The organism is Enterococcus sp. ARL09-542 (genome assembly GCF_005234805.1).
Classification (GTDB): domain Bacteria; phylum Bacillota; class Bacilli; order Lactobacillales; family Enterococcaceae; genus Enterococcus_D; species Enterococcus_D gallinarum.
The window spans coordinates 46,044-63,157 of the sequence record NZ_QPQX01000008.1; the positions used below are offsets into that span (position 1 = coordinate 46,044).

A 17,114-nucleotide genomic window follows, 5' to 3' on the forward strand; every position below is an offset into this window, starting at 1 on the left:
AACTGCTAACCTATGCTTTACGAATCACTTCGTCTCTATCGATTCACTTCTATCGAAAATTCATAAAGCCATCCTTTCATTCCTTTCTTAATCGCTCCAAGGAGAACTATATTCAAAAAATGCTACTTGTTCCATTACTTGTCCTATTCAACACTGGGATAATTAAGAATAATACGATAATTATCAATAACCGCTTTGATGTTTTGGCCGTCAGCAAAAGATACTTCAAATAGTGGACTATCTTTTTTTATTGAGGAAATTTCAATGTTTAGATACTTAAAATATGCCCCTAAAATTTTCTCAGGATCTATCTCTTGAAATGATTGCTCTGGGTAATATTTAAATTGGACGATTTTATTAGTCGATTCCTCAATCAGGGCTTCCCCATAACCTTCGATCGAAGAATAATTGATTTGCCAATAAACAGTTTCCGAATCAATCTTTAGATTCTGGGATAACGTAACCAAGTATTCTGAAGAGATTCCCATTTCTTTTAGCAGCTTCTCTATTTCCACCGCATATGTATTGACATACTGGCTTCCTTCTCCCGTATTATTATATTGCGTTACTTTCCCGGCGTTCGTGAGCACTTCTTCTAATGTACTTTTATTTGAAGGCAGCTCCAAGGATTCTTCAAATACGACTGGCTTTGACAATGAATCTGTAAACAGCATATTTGGTAAAAATAGTAGAAATACGTTGAAACCGACCCATAGGAGGATCAGACTTATCTTTATTCTTTTCCTCATCTTCAGTCCTCATCTAAAGGAAAGTCGATCGTAATAAACGTTCCTTCACCTTTCTCACTAGTGATCGTCACTTGCCCTTCATGAAGTGAGATAATATTCTTCACTAATGAAAGCCCTAAGCCTAAATGCCCAGAATTTCTAGTGACATCCCCCGTAAAAAATTCATCAGTGACTTGATCAATAATCTCTTCGGGAATTCCCTGACCAGTATCTTTCAGTATAAAATAATATCGTCCTTCATTACTGTAGCCAGTGATGCACATCTCTTTCCTATCCTTCATCGCATCTAATGCGTTAGAAAATATATTTGCAATGACTAATTTAAATAGGTTAAAGTCCATTCGTATGGTGGCCTTTTGAAGAGTCATCTGCAAAAGGATCCGCTCATCTAATCCAGAGACAAATTGAGTAATATAAGAGTCAATCTGGTCTGTCGATATTGCTTCGAGATTCATTTCATTTTTCTTCGAGTACAATAAACGCAAAACATCTTCTGATAGGCTTTTCAAGCGGAAACTTTCTTCTAAAATATAATCGACAAATTCCGAAGAAGGTTCCTTTAGATCCTCCCACTGCAACATTTGCGCATAGCCGATGATCGACGTTAGCGGGGTAGAAATTTCATGGGATAAACTTGAGACAAATAATTCTTGCTTTTCTTTTTCCTGACTGATTTGTTCTATGTCTTGATTTAATTTATTGGCCATGTCGTTTAGGCTGTTGGCAAGCTTTTCAACTTCATCTCCACGTTTTTCAACAACGAAAGGCTTTGTTGTTTGCCCTTTTGCAATCTCTGTTGCGCGATCAATCAATTTTTGAATCGGTTTAGTGATGAGGGTTGATAAAAACCACGACATTGGAATCAAAACGATCTGCAAAAGAAATAAAATCATTCGAAAATAATGACTTGCTTTCTTCAGAATACTTTGATAAGTGATTAGATTCTGCTTAGACACCAAATAATAGTCTGTCGTTCCAATTGTCGAGCTTGTAAATAAAAACTTCTCTTGTTTGATTGTGATGATTGGGCTAATGTTGATTGTGTTCTTCTTAATTGAATCGTAATCAACAACCTCTGTTATGCTTGGAAAGTCAGTTGTACTGGCATACACACTCTTTCCTTCTTTATCCAAAATTTCAAAATCATTCTTTACCGTGCTCTTGACTATATCACTTAGATTCCGTAACTGCTCTTTCGTAGGTTCTTGATCTTCAATTTTGGCTGCAAATAGTATCGCAGCACTTTTTTGGGTAGCTAGTGCTTGATCATATTCCTGATTGATTGCATGTTGAGCGATGATCCGCAAACTGATGGTGCTGATCCCTAAATACAAAAGTAAAAAAAAGAATAGCAGCCAATAGAATGCTTTTGTCGCATATTTCATCTTATTCCTCCAATAAGTACCCTACACCATAAATCGTTCGCAGCTCGTTTTCCAAATGCAGTTTCTTTCTGATCCGCTGAATGTGTAAATCAAGAGTTCTGCTATCTGGCTCACTTGGCGATTCCCAAATTCGTTGATAAATCGTTTCTCGCTCTAAAATAATTCCGCGATTTTGAACGAGATAAATGAACAATTGATATTCTTTAGGCGTCAATGCAATCAACTCATTGTTAAAAAATACACTTCTCTTCTCGTCTTCAATACGGATGTTGTGCCAATTTATCTCAGAAACAGAACTCTTTTTCCTTCTGCGAAGTACTGTTTCAACTCGAGCAAATAATTCTTCTAGTTCAAAAGGTTTCGTAATGTAATCTTCTGCACCTAACTTTAATCCTCGCACTTTATCATGCAAGGTATTCTTGGCAGTTAAAAAGATAACTGGGATATCAAATTCGACAAAATAGTCTATTAATTCATCCCCACTTATTTCTGGTAACATGATATCTAAAAGAATCAGATCCACCTCATGATTTTCAATGTAATCTGCGGCACTTTTGCCATCAAAAATCGGGATCGTTCGATAGCCTTTTTTTGCGAGGCTTTTTACTAGCAGGTTATTTATGGCTTGATTGTCTTCTACTATGAGTACATCCATTTGATTTCACACTTTCTTCCCAATTTTTGTAAAGAAGCTGTTTTATAAGCTGATAGCCGATCATGATACCGCACAAAAAAAGATAGAGCAAAAGTAAAAGTACGATCGATCGATTGTCAATATCTTCAAAATCAGCGAAAATTTTTTGAAGCGCTTGATTGTGACGCACAAAAATATCTGTACTATTAAGACGGGTAAATCGCCCAATATAAATCCCAATAGAATCCATAAATAAAAGACACGCAATCAAAAGCGCTGGGTAGACACCAATGGTTAATTTCTCTACTAATATTCTTGCAATCTTGTCAATGCTCCAGCAGCCCAAAATTGTTGAAGGCATCACTGCCAACAAAATCAGAAAAAGTTTGATCCAATTCATTAAATCCTTACTTATCAACAATGTTACTTCATCATAAGGTGTCAATAAAGAAAGATGAAATAGATCTGTCATGAGATAAAAATTATTTGGTAAAAAAACAAGCCAGAGACACACAACTACCACTATAATGTACTTTTTTTTACAATACATTGCAAGAAAGGTTAATTCTATTGGAATATATGCCAAAATAGTATTAGTAAAGAAAAGAAAATAGACACTTGATTGATAAAATGAAAGATATAAGATTCCCAGTAAAATCAAATAATATAACCGAATCCCATTCATTGTTTTATTTAGTAAATACATGGTTCCTCCTGTCTTAACGCGCTCTCCTAGCCATTGTCCCACTATTTAGAAAGAACAGACTTCATTAATTGGGCATAAACACTGCGTCCTTCCCCATTCAAATGAGTTTCATCATCATAAAAGTATTCTGGGTGGTCTTTGCTGTGGCTAAACCAGTCGATGATATTGACATTCTTGTAGCGACTAGGAAGCTCTGCTAATTTTTGATTCACAGATTCTTGACAGCCTTCCGGACATTTGATAGTTATCCAGTATATCTGTTTATCCTTTAATTGAGTAAGGATTTCATCGATTGACTCATCCGAAATAATACCATTTGTACCCAGTCCGATTACTACCGTCGAATAATCAGCTAAATTGGGATACCCTTGAAGAATCGTTGCCAAACTAGATATTTGCCGTGATTCTTTCGCATCAACGGTTGCTTGCCCACTAAACGTATCTTCCAATTCTTGATATGCTCCAAGCATCACAGAATCCCCTATAAATAAGATATTTCCTTTTTGATTGGGTTGATTCTCTATCTTTTTCAGATTACTGCTTAACTCTTGTTTCAATTCGTTTTGATCCGCAGTCAGACGGTTAGTCGGTGCAAAAATGATCATTCCGATTGCAACAGCAACAAGACCTGCTCCAAGGTAACGTCCTGCTTTTCTTTTTAAATGCATGAAAGAATGAAAGCCAGCAATCATCAGAACCGTCATGATCAGAACCACTACCAATTCAATTAGAGGATTCATCTTAGGTGCTATATTCACTAGGAGAATAAACACCGAATAGTGAACCAAATATAATTCATAACTAATTTTGCCTATATATTGAAGACGGAATTTGGCGATTTTGGTTCTTTTTTCCACTTCTTTGTCATTTATCAAAACGAGTAATAGCATTGTTAATACACTGACAAGCAATGAGCTACCTGTAAACGAAGGCAGCGGAATAAAGACAGCCAGAGTCAAACAACTCATGATGAGCCAAAACTTCGTTACTTTTTTTGAAGAAATGACATCATTAATGTTCTTTCTATTGAAAAAACCAAACATGCCAACTATAAACGGATAAAGTCGAGCAAAGGTATTGTAATAAGCGATAGAAAACGGCGATAACAGACTGGTGAGAATCGAAATAATGGTAAGAAGATACATAAGCTGATAGCCTCTTTTTCTAGACAAACGCATGACTGTTAGAAAGAAGAGTGGAAAAACTAGATAAAATTGTAATTCCACCGCCAAAGACCAGTAATGTTTAAATAGGGACGAATTTGCGAAGCGATCAAAATAAGAGACTTTTTCGTGGATCTGCCACCAGTTGTTATATCCAAAGAGTAAACTTGGAAGTTCACTTTTGATGTTTCCTAGCATTCGGATTTGAATACTCCCAGCTATCAGAATAAAGATAAGTAAGGAGAATAAAAGAAACGGATAAATCCGTTTGATCCGTTTCTTATAAAAGCCAATCCAGGAGAACTGTTTTTTTTGATACGCATAGGAAGCATTCTTTGCCATCAAGTAACCCGAAATAACAAAGAAAATCGTTACGCCTTGATTTCCTCCTTGAAAAGAATATTGAGGCAAATGGTAGAGAATAACAGCAATAACCGCAAATGCCCTAAGAAAATCGATGCCTGCTGAATAGTGTTTATCCATGTTTAACCTCCGGCTGGCCGATGATCATTTTCTCCGTAATAAGTCTCATTGCTGGAAGGATTATTCAAAAGAGTAGCTAAAGACACAAATTGATAATCTTCTTTTTTTAAATCACGAATAATCTCAGGGACTGCAGCAATGGTTTCCGGATGAATGTCATGCAACAAAATAATCGAACCATCATAGACAGAACTCGTTACTTTATCAATGATCATTTGGGCATCTTTAGATTTCCAATCTTCTGAATCAACAGACCATTGGATGATGGGACGATTGATCAATTCTGCAGCTTTTGCATTGACAGAACCATATGGCGGCGAAAATAGGCTGGTTTTTTGCCTGTGAGTTTCTTGATAGATTGATCGGTCTTCGTGATCTCATTAGTCATTCCAGATTCGTTCAATGTGCTGAGGTCTTGATGATCATAGGTATGGCTACCGATAGTTTGGCCATCCTTTGCGATGGCTTTCACCACCTCGGGATACATCTCTACGTTCTGTCCTACTAAAAAGAAAGTAGCTGGCACTTTTTCTTTTTTCAATAGTTCCAATAATTTAGGTGTATTGCTGGGATCTGGCCCATCGTCAAATGTCAAAGCGACCTTTTTTTATTTGAAGGAATCTCCTCTGTCTCTGTAGTGCTTTCTAGTATATTTTCCAAACTAGTCTCTGTAGTAGCCTTATTGTTACTTGTCACTGTTCTTGAAGAACTACTGTTGCTTGTTAACTCGGAGGACTGGGACAGATTGTTCTCTGTTTTTCCTCTAGCAAATTCCTCACTGATTCGTGCACAGCCGCAAAGTACTAACAAAAAGATAAAGCCAGTTATGAGTAAACGGATCTTTTTCATTGCTTTTCCTCCTTATTTGTTGTCAATACATCATGAACTCTTGCTATCTCTTCTGTCGAAACTGTTTGATAAGAGATTCCATTCTGAATCAATTCCTCTCCGATCACTTGGTCATGAATAATTGTTGGCTCTTTCATCAGTTTCTTCGCATGAAGAACAAGATTGGTAATGGGTAGATTGGTTTTGATGTTATCTGTCAAGATATCGATAAATGCATTCCATTTTGTGACTTGGTTCAATTGCGCCATATTTTCCAAAACACCTTTCAGTAACAACTGTTGCCGCATTTGTCTGCTATAGTCCCCTCGTGGATCCTCATACCTCATTCTCGCCCAAGAAAGTGCTTCTTCTGGAGATAACGTTAGTTTACCTTTAGGAAAATCGAATCCATCAGAACTAAACTCAAATTCATTTTCTACTTGAACAGCTCCTACTTCTTTGAGAATCTTTTGAAAATCTCCCATATCAATAGAAACAAAATAAGGAATTTGAATATCCAACATTTTTTCTACTGTTTTAACGGAACAGCTTGCACCTCCATAAGCATACGCCGCATTTAATTTATCCTGCATTCCTTGGTCTGCGATATCAACTAAAAGATCGCGTTCAACTCCCATTAATGTGTATTCTTTCTTTTTTAAATTGATATGAGCGACTATCATACTGTCACTTCGACCAGAATCCGTTCGCCCAAACTCTCCAGTATCAACGCCAAGTAGCAAAACATTAAAAGGTTCTTGTTTCAATTGGTCGTAATCTAAGTCATACTGCTCATCTGAAGGATTCAATTTTTCGTACACTTTTGTATTTATTTTATTTGCAGAATAGACTGCCCAGCCAGTAATACCACCAACAAGGACTACTGAAACAAAAAGCAAAATAAGAATTATTTTCCGCATCGGAACACCTCCTGCTGCTAAATTAAAGGAAAAATGTATCTGAAATGTATCGATTTAGTATTTGGTGACTCGATACATGCTCGCTTGTAGCAGCAATGTTCGCTTTTAATTTAATATTAAAATGTTGTATATCACTTTTAGTGAAGAAGAAAGTCTACTCATCCCCATTTAAAAATAACAATCAAAATGAAGAATAATGCATATATTCCCTATTGGATTTTCATTTCGATTGGATTTGTTTCAAACATTTTGCTTATAATATGCAAATATGAATAAAAAAGGCAGAATATTTGAATAACAGCAAACTTTTGGGCATACTAATTACAGACCCTAGGCGTAAATAAGCTGCGCCTAAATAAAACTAGAGGTGAAATCATGATTGAATTTCAGCATGTATCCAAAATCTATAAAGGCGGCAAAGTGGCTGTCGAAGATGTCAATCTATCCTTTGAAAAGGGAGAATTTATTTGTTTCATTGGTACCAGTGGTAGTGGTAAAACTACTTGTATGCGAATGATCAACCGTATGACAGACCCCTCCAAAGGAAAAATTCTGATTGATGGCAAAAGTGTGACCGATATCAATCCAGTAGAATTACGACGCCAAATCGGTTACGTGATCCAAAGCATCGGCTTGATGCCTCATATGACGATTCGAGAAAATATTACATTAGTACAAAAACTTTTGAAGGTCAGTCAAGAAGAACGAAATAAGACAGCAGAGAAAATGATCGATCTGGTGGAACTTCCTCGTGAAATGCTGGATCGTTACCCTCACGAATTATCTGGTGGACAGCAACAGCGGATCGGTGTTGTTCGGGCCCTGGCAGCCGACCAAGATATCATTTTGATGGATGAACCTTTCGGTGCTTTGGACCCCATCACTCGCGATTCACTGCAAGATTTGATCAAAGATTTGCAGGAACGTTTAGGTAAAACCGTCGTCTTCGTTACCCATGATATGGATGAAGCATTAAAGTTAGCTAGCCGCATCGTGATCATGAGCGAAGGACGCGTTATCCAATTCGATACACCACAAAATATTCTGCGAAATCCTGCTACTACCTTTGTTGAAGAATTGATCGGTGAAGACCGCCTTCTGCAAGCAAAACCAGACACCACACCAGTTAAAGAAGTCATGCTCAAAACACCAATCGCCATCACTCCTGAAAAATCTTTACAAGAAGCGATTCGCCTGATGAGAGAAAAACGGGTAGATACATTATTAGTGACGGATAATAGCAATGTCTTAAAAGGGTATATCGATGTAGAATCGATCGACCGCAATCGAGGCAAAGTAACTAGTGTCGGGGATATTCTTAATAAAGATGTTTTCTATGTAAAAGAAACCGCCTTACTGCGAGATACGTTGCAACGAATCCTTAAACGCGGTTTGAAATATGTGCCAGTCGTGGATGCTGAGAATCATTTGGTAGGAATTTTGACGCGTGCTTCATTAGTCGACATTGTTTATGACGTTATTTGGGGCGAGGAATCCTCCCTTCTTGAAGCGATCGAATCCGCAAAACCAGAGGAGGTCTAGCCATGCAAAGCTTCTTTAATGAATATGGCGGCCAATTGGTCACGAAAAGCATTGAGCATTTATACATCTCCTTTGCCGCACTATTTCTAGGCATTGTCGTTGCAGTCCCTTTGGGCGTTCTATTGACACGCTTTCCCAAAGCCGCTTCTATCGTGATCGGTGTGACTAGTGCCTTGCAAACTGTTCCCTCATTGGCACTGTTGGCATTGATGATCCCGATTTTAGGGGTCGGTAAGGTCCCAGCTATTGTTGCACTCTTTATCTATTCTTTGCTGCCTATTTTGCGAAACACCTATATTGGCATGAAGAAAGTCGATTGGAATTATCGAGATGTCGCTAAAGGAATGGGAATGACTAACTTTCAATCGATCATTAGTGTGGAACTGCCGTTAGCGATCCCAACGATCATGGCAGGTATCCGCTTGTCAGCAGTCTATGTCTTAGCTTGGGCAACCTTGGCTTCGTACATTGGTGCAGGGGGGCTTGGAGACTTGATCTTTAGTGGATTGAATAACTATCAACCGGCATTGATTTTTGCCGGCACAATCCCAGTGACAATTTTTGCACTTTTAGCAGACTGGTTACTCGGATTACTTGAGAATAAACTAACACCAGCTGCATTAAAGGGGGATGCCTAAATGAAAATCAAAGCGAAATTTGGTCTTTTGTTATCCATGATCATTATTTTACTCTCAGGCTGCTCCTTTCCAGGACTTGCTTCTACATCTAATGAAGACACCGTAGCTATCACAGGAGGAATCACTTCTGAAGCTCAGATTCTTGGCGCTATTGTAGCAGGAATGGTAGAACATTATACGGACAAAAATACCACTGTCATTAATAACTTAGCAACAACGACAATCAATCATCAAGCAATGATGAATGGCGATGCGTCTATCTCTGCCGCTCGTTATACCGGAACAGATTTGACAACAACACTTGGCTTAGAGCCAGAATCTGATCCAACTGCTGCCTTTAATACCGTAAAAAAAGAATTTGAGAAACGTTACCATCAGACCTGGTTTCCTTCCTACGGCTTTGATAACACATATGTTTTTCTAGTCAGAAAAGACACTGCAGAAAAATATAATCTGAAAAAAGTCAGTGATTTAAAAGGCGTTGCCGATCAGTTGGTTGCTGGTGTCGATACAGCTTGGATCACCCGTGAAGGTGACGGGTATGATGGCTTTCAAGAAGCATATGGCTTTTCTTTCAAAAACATTTTGCCTATGCAGATCGGTCTCGTTTACGATGCTGTTGACAACGGAAAAATGGATATCGTACTCGGGTATTCAACGGATGGACGGATCGCTAGTTATGACCTCGTAATGTTGGAAGATGATTTGAATTTCTTCCCACCTTATGATGCAGCTCCAGTAGTCGATGACAAATTAATCAAAGACACACCAGAAGTAGCGGACGCCTTGAACAAACTTGCTGATACAATCTCCACTGAAAAAATGCAGCAACTAAATTATCAAGTTGATAATGACCTGTTGGAACCGACAGTGGTCGCAGAACGTTTCTTACAAGAAAATAATTATTTTGAAGGAGAGTGACGAAATGAATGACATGAATCTATTTCAACAATTTATTGCCTATTTTCAGGAAAATGGCGGTTATGTCTTTGCACAGTTTGTTCGTCACTTCCTGATCTCTATCTATGGCGTTTTATTCGCTGCAATCGTTGGTATTCCACTAGGAATCTGGATTTCTAAAAAGATGCGTATGGCCGATTGGGTGATCCGCATCGCCAATATCATCCAAACGATCCCTTCGCTAGCAATGATCTCGATTTTGATGATTGGAATGGGATTAGGTGTCAATGTCGTTATTCTGACGATTTTTCTCTACTCGCTCTTACCGATCATCAAAAACACCTATACCGGCATGCGCCAGGTAGACCGTAATACACTAGATGTTGGTAAAGGAATGGGCATGACAAGTTGGCAACGACTGTATATGATCGAATTGCCTTTATCCGTCTCCGTGATCATGGCAGGTATTCGTAATGCATTAGTCGTTGCAATTGGAATCACTGCCATTGGCGCCTTCGTAGGTGCTGGTGGCCTAGGTGATATCATCATCCGTGGGACAAATGCAACCAATGGCGCTTCAATCATTCTTGCCGGAGCTTTACCCACTGCATTGATGGCAATCATCACCGACCTAGGATTAGGCTTTATTGAACGTCGGTTAGATCCAGCAAGCCGCTCGTCGAAATAAAGGCCATTTCTTAGCGCTTTTATAAATATAGAAAACAAGCATCCTTACATACAAGAAGGATGCTTGTTTTTCTATATTTATTAACTAATTCACTCAAAGCAGGTGAATGCGCTTCTCGATTTTCCCTGAGATGATCGGGAATCACGCATCATATCCTAGAGGTGGTTGTTTCAAGGCTCGATCCATACAAATGGATTGGCGCCCATCGTTTTGCTTGAGGGGCGACTGGTATGCCATCATTCCATACTTGATACTGATATGGGGTCGTTTTTTCTCGAACACTGCTCTGATCGCTACTCCAAAGATCATTCTGAAGTTTGGTCGCTTTTAAGTTGTACGCTTCGTCTTCCCCCTACTTTCTTTTGGGACTTTTTTTCCGATGAACCCCATGCCGTTCGGGTCCATTCCTGATAAACACAAGACACGTTCTTCAGAATCTGTCTCATAATAAGCTGTAAATTCATGCCCCTGCCAAAAATAGCTCTTCTCCATTTGCTGAATGTCTGTAAGCATGACAAATTCTGAAGAAATGAGACTGGACTCTGCTGTAAACTGAATAATCTCCCACGTTCCTATGAGGTCCTCTTTCATAGGGATTTCAGGAATTGATTTCGCATAACTAATTGCTGATATGACCGGCCAACCACTATCTAACCAATAAATTTTTCTGACATCTAAAAAGAAATCATCACTAAAAGGTTGTCTCCGTGCATGATGAATAATAAATAATTCATTATCTGAACGTTTGAATATAGAATTGTGGCCAGGTGCATAGACTGCAGACTGTTCTTCGAATTGATAACTCCCTAGTAATTTAACACCAATTTTCTCCGGTACCGCCTCTTGTTCCGACAGAGACAGGCCGTTCCAATCCGTATAGGGACCGGTAATCTCTTTCGCTCTTGCAACCCGGATATTATAGGTTTCATTCAAAGAATCAAAAGAGACAAATAAGTAATACATATCCGTTTCTGGATGATAATAAACAAAAGGACCCTCAATCGCAGTATCAACAGAAGCAGGTCGTTGCGCTATTTTTTTCCGTATCCCTTCTCAGCTAACTTTCCAGTGCTTTGATCTATAGGTGCAATATAAATCCCGCCAAAAAATGATCCGTAGATCAGCCAATGGTGTCCCATACGATCTAGAGCAAGATTTGCGTCAATGGCATTATGATCGGCGATGCCTCGATGCGTTTTCACAACTTCTCCTTGATCTACCCAAGGTCCCAAAGGATGCGGTGCTGTTCCAAGACCAATAAATGAAGTGGTACTGCCAAATGTAGAAGCGGAATAGTACATTCGATATTCCCCTTGGTACTCTATCACTTCAGGTGCCCACAACCCTTCTGCTTGACTCCATTCTCTTGCAGATTGTGGCAATTGAGGAAAGGCCTGCTTTTCAAACTGCCAGTGTATGAGATCCAATGATGTCCGGATCGGTATTCCTGCCGTTTTAGGTTGTTGCGTATCTGTTGAAAATAAGTAATAAACGCTGTCTCGTTCAATGATCGTTGGATCATGAACACCATTTTTCCAGTTCATAGATTCTTCCTCTCAGTAATCGATTCACTTTAGTTTGACTTCAGTGAACGAAAGCAGAATCGATTCTTTTCTATATTTATTTAGTTCTTTCTTACTTATTACGCCACTTTCATTAAAAACAATCTATCTGCTCTTGATCTTTGCTACCTCTAAGATTACCCCAGGCTAGAGTTTCTATAACTGCTTATGGCGTAACAAACAGGACAGTCATTGAATGCTCTGCCCTGTTTGTGCCCACATTCCTGCAGGACAGTATTTTTTTGATAGGTTTGCCCGAAATTTATAAAAGCAGCCACACTTAGTACAGGTGTGATTGGACCGAAATGGGCAGGCTTCACAAATTTTTATACGGGACTGAACGACTTCAAGTGCAGCAAGGTCGTTCTCGATGGCTAGCTGTTCTTCAATCAACGCTTCTACATCTACCGTTGCTGCTGTTTCCTTGACATCGCAACCTTTACACGTCATTGAATTACACCGCCAAAGATATTGTCAATACACTCATAGCGGGTATATTGATCGTTAATTGGCTATTATTTGTTGTGTAGTCTTCAAATGATTGGATCACTACGTCTTCCGGATGATCAAAATCATTGTGTGCATTCATTTTATCCCCCACAATATAGCAAGCTTCTTTGATTCCTTGAATGGCAGTTTCAAAGTCAAAACTAATTGCTTCCGAGCCAGATACTGCGAAATTGCAGATCGACAGGTGGAGGGTATCTGCTTGTTTCGAGACCGTGTAGGTGATCGTTTCACTTGCTGCTCCATGACTCTCGATGCGTTCGGCATCTTGATGGACTTTGTACAAATCAAATACATGATAGCTTGGTGTTTTGACCATCTTTTCGCCATCAGTCAAAATCATTGCCTGCAAAACATTCACTGTCTGGGCAATGTTTGCCATGTGCACTCGTTCTGCATGCTTATGAAAAATGTTTAAGGTGATAGCAGCTACCATTGCATCACGAATCGTGTTTTGCTGATATAAGAATCCTGGATTCGTTCCGGGTTCAGCAGAAAACCAAGTTCCCCACTCATCAACAATGATGCCCACCCGTTTTTCAGGATCATATTGATCCATGATCGCACTGTGACGCGTAATCAATTCATCCATATGCGCAGCTTTTTGACAGGTAATAATCCATTCTGCTTCATCGAATGCTAACGCACTACCTTTTTTCTCCCACCCTTGGGGATGGACATAATAATGTAAGCTCAATCCATCCATCAGCCAATGGGCATTCTTCATCAACGTTTTTGTCCAGTGGTAGTCATCAACATTTGCTCCGCCAGCCACTTTGTATATTTTTTGATCACCGTATTGACGAACGTAAGTCTGATACCGACGATAAAGATCAGCATAATATTCTGGACGCATATTTCCACCGCAGCCCCAATTTTCATTTCCTACACCGAAAAATTTCATGCTCCAAGCTTCTTCATGACCATTTTCTCGACGCCAATCTGCCATTGGAGAAATTCCGTTCATGGTAATGTACTCGACCCATTCAGACATTTCTTGGACTGTCCCACTGCCGACATTTCCATTGACATATGCTTCACATTCCAGTTGTTTGACCAATTCAAAGAATTCATGTGTCCCAAAATGATTATTTTCAGTCACACCCCCCCAGTGAGTATTGACGATCGTTTTTCGATTTTCTTTTGGTCCAATACCGTCTTTCCAATGGTATTCATCGGCAAAACAGCCACCTGGCCAGCGTAAAACTGGAATCTTGATATTCTTCAAAGCTTCCACAACATCTGTACGCATCCCATTCTTGTTTGGAATAGGAGAATCTTCTCCTACGTATAATCCTTCATAGATACAACGGCCGAGATGTTCTGAAAAGTGTCCGTAAATATATTTGCTGATCGTTGTTCCTGATTTTGTATTTAGAATTTTGATTGTCATCTAACTCACCATCTCTTCAGATTTTGTTATCGCTACTGGCTCTCCAAATATAGGAAAGCCATCTTTATCCCAAGTGAAGCTCTGTGCCATCGCATGTCGATTAGGATTTGCCAAAGGATCTCCAGACTGATTTTTTTCTGGTCGTGCATGATAGACTAAAATATCTTCACCCTCTAAGCCTGTAGTAAAAGAATTGTGCCCAGGACCATATTGACTATTTTTCTCAGATGATTTGAAAACAGGCTCTGCTTTTTTATGCCAAGAAAAACCATTTAATAAATCACTATCTTCATCTGCCCAAAGCAAACCCATCGCATAGTTTTCATCGGTAGCACTTCCTGAATAAGTAATGAATATCTTCCCATTTCTAGTAATCACTGCTGGACCTTCATTAACCATAAAACCAATCTTTTCCCATTCAAATTCTGGAACAGAGAGTAATAACTGTTTCCCAGTTAGAGTCCAAGGTGTTTTCATTTCTGACAAATAAAGATTTGAGTTCCCTGGGATTCGCGGATCTTGTTGTGCCCAAACATAATAAAGTCTTTCGCGATGCGAAAATACCGTGCCATCCAAACTAAAACTTTCAAACTGGGTCTTAATCTGCCCTTTTTCAGTCCAGCTTCCTTCAAATGGATCATCATGTTCATTTTCAATAACAAACATTCGATGGTGATGGACTTCATTGCGAATCGTACCATGATCACTAGCAGCAAAGTAGATATACCATTTCCCCTGAATGAAATGAATTTCTGGTGCCCAGATGAGTTGGCTCATGGGACCATCTTTATGTGCCCGCCAAACATTTTTTGTTTCAGCTTTCTCTAAGTCATTCAATGATTTTGCTCGCCTAATTTCAATCGATTGATAACCTGGTACTGAACCAGTAAAATAATAATACCCATCACTATGATGGTAGACCCAAGGGTCGGCTCGTTCATACACAATTGGATTTATCAAATCATTCGTTGTTTTTTTCAGCATATCTTATCCCTCATTCTCTACAATAAATAGCGGAACACCTTCTTCAGAAATTCCTGTAAATGTCATCACTTGTTTTCCTTGGTTTTCATCCCAAGAAAAAATAAATTTCCCTTTGTATTCAATATCGTCAAGGATGAGTAGTGAATCCTTTGAAATATTATCCTCTGCTAACTTCCATAATCCAGAAACAGCCCCGGAAACTTTTTTATCCTTACTTAAATTGATTTTTAGTGGTGCTTTTGCATCATCAGTAATCAACTTATCAAAATGGATCAATCTGTATTCTCCGCTAATTTGATCATCCGAGTAATCAGCTATTTTTTCGTTACTGTACCTTAAAGGAGAGACAACAGGCCATCCATCTTCAGTAAAATACATTTGGTGTACTCTTACCGAATGATTTTCTCCACTATTTGGAAAACGCGTATGAAAAATCAAAAAATATTCTCCTGTTTTTTCATCATAGTAGGATGAATTATGCCCAGGTGAGATATAACCGGCATTTGTTAATCCGTCATCTTCTTCATATAAAAAATTTCCGATGAGCTTGGTTCCAAAACTCTGAATGCTTGTGTCATCAAATTGTGTGCCATATTTTCCTTTCACCTCACTCATCGCATTTCCTTGAATATCTTCATAGGGTCCATCTGGCTGCTTTGAACGAGCAACTCGAATGTTGTAGCCCCCATTTGCATCAAGTCCACCAAAAGAGGTGAAAAGATAGTAATAGCCAGTTTCAGAATTATATTGAATATAGGGTGCCTCAATGCGGCTATGATTTCCTCCCAAAAGGTGTTTTCCATAAGTATTTTGTTCTTTAGGCAACCCTGTCTCATCATCCATCTCTAAAATGAAAATACCGCCAGAATAAGAACCGTAAACCATCCATAGTTTCTCTTCATTGTCATAAAAGACGTGAGGATCAATCACATTGGGGTGAACTGCGGCATTGTATTCTTTCCCAAATTGAGGTGAAGTTCCTGAATACAAAAATGACTTTACTTTTTGATAGGGTCCTTCGATAGAATCAGATATAGCAACGCCTAAAACTGAAAGCGGGGAAGAGCCTTGACAAAAGCAATAATACAAGTAATATTTACCATTTTTAAATTGCTGAATGTCACTTGCCCACAATGTATCTGTTTGAGCATAGTCAAACTCATCAGCAAGTTCTTCACGAATATTATTGAAAAGCGAACTATCAGCTACCGAATTTGAGAGTTGTTTCCATTGAATCAAATCATCTGATTTTGCGAATTGCATATGAGAACCAATAATATAATATGTGTCTTTATCTCTAATGATCGATGGGTCATGCACACTAACATCTGCATATTCTGGTCTTTCAATCACTTGCTCCGCTCCTTTCAGCTGACAACCAGCAAGCAGTAGCATCACTCCAGCAAGGAAAAATCTTTTCATATAGATCTTAACAACCCTTTCTTTTGATAACCTGAAATCAGACATTTGCTAGCTACATAAAAGAACAATGGACTAGCCACAAAAAAGAACCAGTGATAAGCCAAGCTCAAAACTGCAAAAGAGAGGATCATAACTACGCACATTAGTGAACGACCGGGCAAAACTATTGGACTTACTAGCGAGAAAGCTATTTTTTTCAACCAACTGTCTCCACTCATCTCTGTCGCTAAAATCAAATTCAAAAGAACCAATAAGAGATAACTCATCATGATCAAGATTGGCCATTGGAAATAAGCTCTCATGATACTACTTTGCTGAATGAATACTAATTCAACATAAAAAAGTGAAAAAAGGATTGGAAAAACAATCACTCGCCATTGGAAAATTTTGATGGAGCGGATATATTCTTGCCAATATTTTTGAAAAATTTCACTGTAAGAGTAATAACCAGTGAACAGGTCCTGCTTATTTAAAAGCTTAAGTACCGCTCTTGTACTTGGGACTAAGCCAGCAAAGAAAAATCCGGCAATAAAGCCAAGGAGCCATAATATATTCAATTCAATAAAAAGGATGACCACATTGATCCAATGCATTGCCTTAATAAACATTT

General features: G+C 38.7%; 19 protein-coding genes and 1 pseudogene. 4 read left to right on the forward strand and 16 right to left on the reverse strand.

Going from position 1 to position 17,114, the window contains the following annotated elements:
* Window positions 1-143 precede the first annotated feature (143 nt).
* From DVW06_RS10080 to DVW06_RS10115, 9 genes are all read right to left on the reverse strand, one after another.
* A complete protein-coding gene (locus tag DVW06_RS10080) occupies window positions 144-749 on the reverse strand; it encodes a hypothetical protein (RefSeq protein ID WP_003128253.1) in 606 nt (201 codons plus the stop codon).
* A gap of 2 nt (window positions 750-751) precedes the next feature.
* A complete protein-coding gene (locus DVW06_RS10085) occupies window positions 752-2,134 on the reverse strand; it encodes a HAMP domain-containing sensor histidine kinase (RefSeq protein ID WP_003128252.1) in 1,383 nt (460 codons plus the stop codon).
* Window position 2,135: 1 nt separating this feature from the next.
* The gene (locus tag DVW06_RS10090; RefSeq protein ID WP_003128251.1) at window positions 2,136-2,789 is read right to left on the reverse strand and encodes a response regulator transcription factor; all 654 of its coding nucleotides are present in this window, start codon (window positions 2,787-2,789) and stop codon (window positions 2,136-2,138) included.
* Window positions 2,749-3,474 (reverse strand): DUF1361 domain-containing protein, encoded by a 726-nt coding sequence (locus tag DVW06_RS10095; RefSeq protein WP_117474742.1) that lies wholly within the window; start codon window positions 3,472-3,474, stop codon window positions 2,749-2,751. The genes DVW06_RS10090 and DVW06_RS10095 overlap by 41 nt, the downstream gene beginning before the upstream one ends.
* A gap of 41 nt (window positions 3,475-3,515) precedes the next feature.
* The gene (locus DVW06_RS10100; protein ID WP_137264608.1) at window positions 3,516-5,120 is read right to left on the reverse strand and encodes an acyltransferase family protein; all 1,605 of its coding nucleotides are present in this window, start codon (window positions 5,118-5,120) and stop codon (window positions 3,516-3,518) included.
* Window positions 5,121-5,122: 2 nt separating this feature from the next.
* A complete protein-coding gene (locus DVW06_RS10105; RefSeq protein WP_231455868.1) occupies window positions 5,123-5,335 on the reverse strand; it encodes a hypothetical protein in 213 nt (70 codons plus the stop codon).
* Between the two features lie 62 nt (window positions 5,336-5,397).
* A complete protein-coding gene (locus DVW06_RS17500; protein ID WP_227173574.1) occupies window positions 5,398-5,715 on the reverse strand; it encodes a polysaccharide deacetylase family protein in 318 nt (105 codons plus the stop codon).
* On the reverse strand, window positions 5,712-5,969 hold the full coding sequence (locus DVW06_RS17505) for a hypothetical protein (RefSeq protein WP_225585882.1): 258 nt from the start codon (window positions 5,967-5,969) through the stop codon (window positions 5,712-5,714). Before DVW06_RS17505 ends, DVW06_RS17500 begins: the two co-directional genes overlap by 4 nt.
* Window positions 5,966-6,868 (reverse strand): LCP family protein, encoded by a 903-nt coding sequence (locus DVW06_RS10115; protein WP_137264609.1) that lies wholly within the window; start codon window positions 6,866-6,868, stop codon window positions 5,966-5,968. The genes DVW06_RS17505 and DVW06_RS10115 overlap by 4 nt, the downstream gene beginning before the upstream one ends.
* A 375-nt stretch (window positions 6,869-7,243) precedes the next feature.
* Here DVW06_RS10115 and DVW06_RS10120 point away from each other — a divergent pair, with 375 nt between their 5' ends.
* From DVW06_RS10120 to DVW06_RS10135, 4 genes are read left to right on the forward strand one after another with little or no spacing between them, the layout of a single operon-like run.
* Window positions 7,244-8,410, forward strand: a complete 1,167-nt coding sequence (locus DVW06_RS10120; RefSeq protein WP_005470181.1) for a betaine/proline/choline family ABC transporter ATP-binding protein — start codon at window positions 7,244-7,246, stop codon at window positions 8,408-8,410.
* Between the two features lie 2 nt (window positions 8,411-8,412).
* Complete coding sequence (locus DVW06_RS10125; RefSeq protein WP_003128241.1) at window positions 8,413-9,048, forward strand: ABC transporter permease; 636 nt, start codon at window positions 8,413-8,415, stop codon at window positions 9,046-9,048.
* Window positions 9,049-9,969, forward strand: a complete 921-nt coding sequence (locus tag DVW06_RS10130; RefSeq protein ID WP_003128240.1) for an osmoprotectant ABC transporter substrate-binding protein — start codon at window positions 9,049-9,051, stop codon at window positions 9,967-9,969.
* A gap of 4 nt (window positions 9,970-9,973) precedes the next feature.
* The gene (locus tag DVW06_RS10135) at window positions 9,974-10,636 is read left to right on the forward strand and encodes an ABC transporter permease (RefSeq protein WP_003128239.1); all 663 of its coding nucleotides are present in this window, start codon (window positions 9,974-9,976) and stop codon (window positions 10,634-10,636) included.
* 141 nt (window positions 10,637-10,777) lie between these two features.
* Here the strand turns inward: DVW06_RS10135 and DVW06_RS17075 are convergent, their stop codons facing one another.
* From DVW06_RS17075 to DVW06_RS10165, 7 genes and pseudogenes are all read right to left on the reverse strand, one after another.
* Window positions 10,778-10,945 (reverse strand): hypothetical protein, encoded by a 168-nt coding sequence (locus DVW06_RS17075; protein WP_021150526.1) that lies wholly within the window; start codon window positions 10,943-10,945, stop codon window positions 10,778-10,780.
* Between the two features lie 18 nt (window positions 10,946-10,963).
* Window positions 10,964-12,180, reverse strand: a pseudogene (locus DVW06_RS17770) (arabinan endo-1,5-alpha-L-arabinosidase).
* A 207-nt stretch (window positions 12,181-12,387) separates the two neighbouring features.
* Window positions 12,388-12,648 carry a DUF6171 family protein gene (locus DVW06_RS10145; RefSeq protein WP_003128237.1) on the reverse strand — a complete coding sequence of 87 codons (261 nt, stop codon included), beginning with the start codon at window positions 12,646-12,648 and terminating at the stop codon, window positions 12,388-12,390.
* Window positions 12,649-12,652: 4 nt separating this feature from the next.
* The gene (locus DVW06_RS10150; protein WP_137264610.1) at window positions 12,653-14,098 is read right to left on the reverse strand and encodes an alpha-N-arabinofuranosidase; all 1,446 of its coding nucleotides are present in this window, start codon (window positions 14,096-14,098) and stop codon (window positions 12,653-12,655) included.
* Window positions 14,099-15,082, reverse strand: coding sequence for a glycoside hydrolase family 43 protein (locus tag DVW06_RS10155; protein WP_005470178.1), 984 nt, complete (start codon window positions 15,080-15,082; stop codon window positions 14,099-14,101).
* A gap of 3 nt (window positions 15,083-15,085) precedes the next feature.
* Entirely contained in the window at window positions 15,086-16,504 is a 1,419-nt protein-coding gene (locus DVW06_RS10160) for a glycoside hydrolase family 43 protein (protein ID WP_005470177.1), read from the reverse strand.
* Entirely contained in the window at window positions 16,501-17,112 is a 612-nt protein-coding gene (locus DVW06_RS10165) for a hypothetical protein (protein WP_005470176.1), read from the reverse strand. The genes DVW06_RS10160 and DVW06_RS10165 overlap by 4 nt, the downstream gene beginning before the upstream one ends.
* Between the last annotated feature and the right edge of the window lie 2 nt (window positions 17,113-17,114).

Excerpts from the sequence above, each read along its gene's own strand:
- DVW06_RS10080 (WP_003128253.1), bottom strand. The coding sequence starts at position 749 with ATGAGGAAAAGAATAAAGATAAGTCTGATCCTCCTATGGGTCGGTTTC.
- DVW06_RS10085 (WP_003128252.1), bottom strand. The coding sequence starts at position 2,134 with ATGAAATATGCGACAAAAGCATTCTATTGGCTGCTATTCTTTTTTTTA.
- DVW06_RS10090 (WP_003128251.1), bottom strand. The coding sequence starts at position 2,789 with ATGGATGTACTCATAGTAGAAGACAATCAAGCCATAAATAACCTGCTA.
- DVW06_RS10095 (WP_117474742.1), bottom strand. The coding sequence starts at position 3,474 with ATGTATTTACTAAATAAAACAATGAATGGGATTCGGTTATATTATTTG.
- DVW06_RS10100 (WP_137264608.1), bottom strand. The coding sequence starts at position 5,120 with ATGGATAAACACTATTCAGCAGGCATCGATTTTCTTAGGGCATTTGCG.
- DVW06_RS10105 (WP_231455868.1), bottom strand. The coding sequence starts at position 5,335 with ATGATCATTGATAAAGTAACGAGTTCTGTCTATGATGGTTCGATTATT.
- DVW06_RS17505 (WP_225585882.1), bottom strand. The coding sequence starts at position 5,969 with ATGAAAAAGATCCGTTTACTCATAACTGGCTTTATCTTTTTGTTAGTA.
- DVW06_RS10115 (WP_137264609.1), bottom strand. The coding sequence starts at position 6,868 with ATGCGGAAAATAATTCTTATTTTGCTTTTTGTTTCAGTAGTCCTTGTT.
- DVW06_RS10120 (WP_005470181.1), top strand. The coding sequence starts at position 7,244 with ATGATTGAATTTCAGCATGTATCCAAAATCTATAAAGGCGGCAAAGTG.
- DVW06_RS10125 (WP_003128241.1), top strand. The coding sequence starts at position 8,413 with ATGCAAAGCTTCTTTAATGAATATGGCGGCCAATTGGTCACGAAAAGC.
- DVW06_RS10130 (WP_003128240.1), top strand. The coding sequence starts at position 9,049 with ATGAAAATCAAAGCGAAATTTGGTCTTTTGTTATCCATGATCATTATT.
- DVW06_RS10135 (WP_003128239.1), top strand. The coding sequence starts at position 9,974 with ATGAATGACATGAATCTATTTCAACAATTTATTGCCTATTTTCAGGAA.
- DVW06_RS17075 (WP_021150526.1), bottom strand. The coding sequence starts at position 10,945 with ATGATCTTTGGAGTAGCGATCAGAGCAGTGTTCGAGAAAAAACGACCC.
- DVW06_RS10145 (WP_003128237.1), bottom strand. The coding sequence starts at position 12,648 with ATGACGTGTAAAGGTTGCGATGTCAAGGAAACAGCAGCAACGGTAGAT.
- DVW06_RS10150 (WP_137264610.1), bottom strand. The coding sequence starts at position 14,098 with ATGACAATCAAAATTCTAAATACAAAATCAGGAACAACGATCAGCAAA.
- DVW06_RS10155 (WP_005470178.1), bottom strand. The coding sequence starts at position 15,082 with ATGCTGAAAAAAACAACGAATGATTTGATAAATCCAATTGTGTATGAA.
- DVW06_RS10160 (WP_005470177.1), bottom strand. The coding sequence starts at position 16,504 with ATGAAAAGATTTTTCCTTGCTGGAGTGATGCTACTGCTTGCTGGTTGT.
- DVW06_RS10165 (WP_005470176.1), bottom strand. The coding sequence starts at position 17,112 with ATGTTTATTAAGGCAATGCATTGGATCAATGTGGTCATCCTTTTTATT.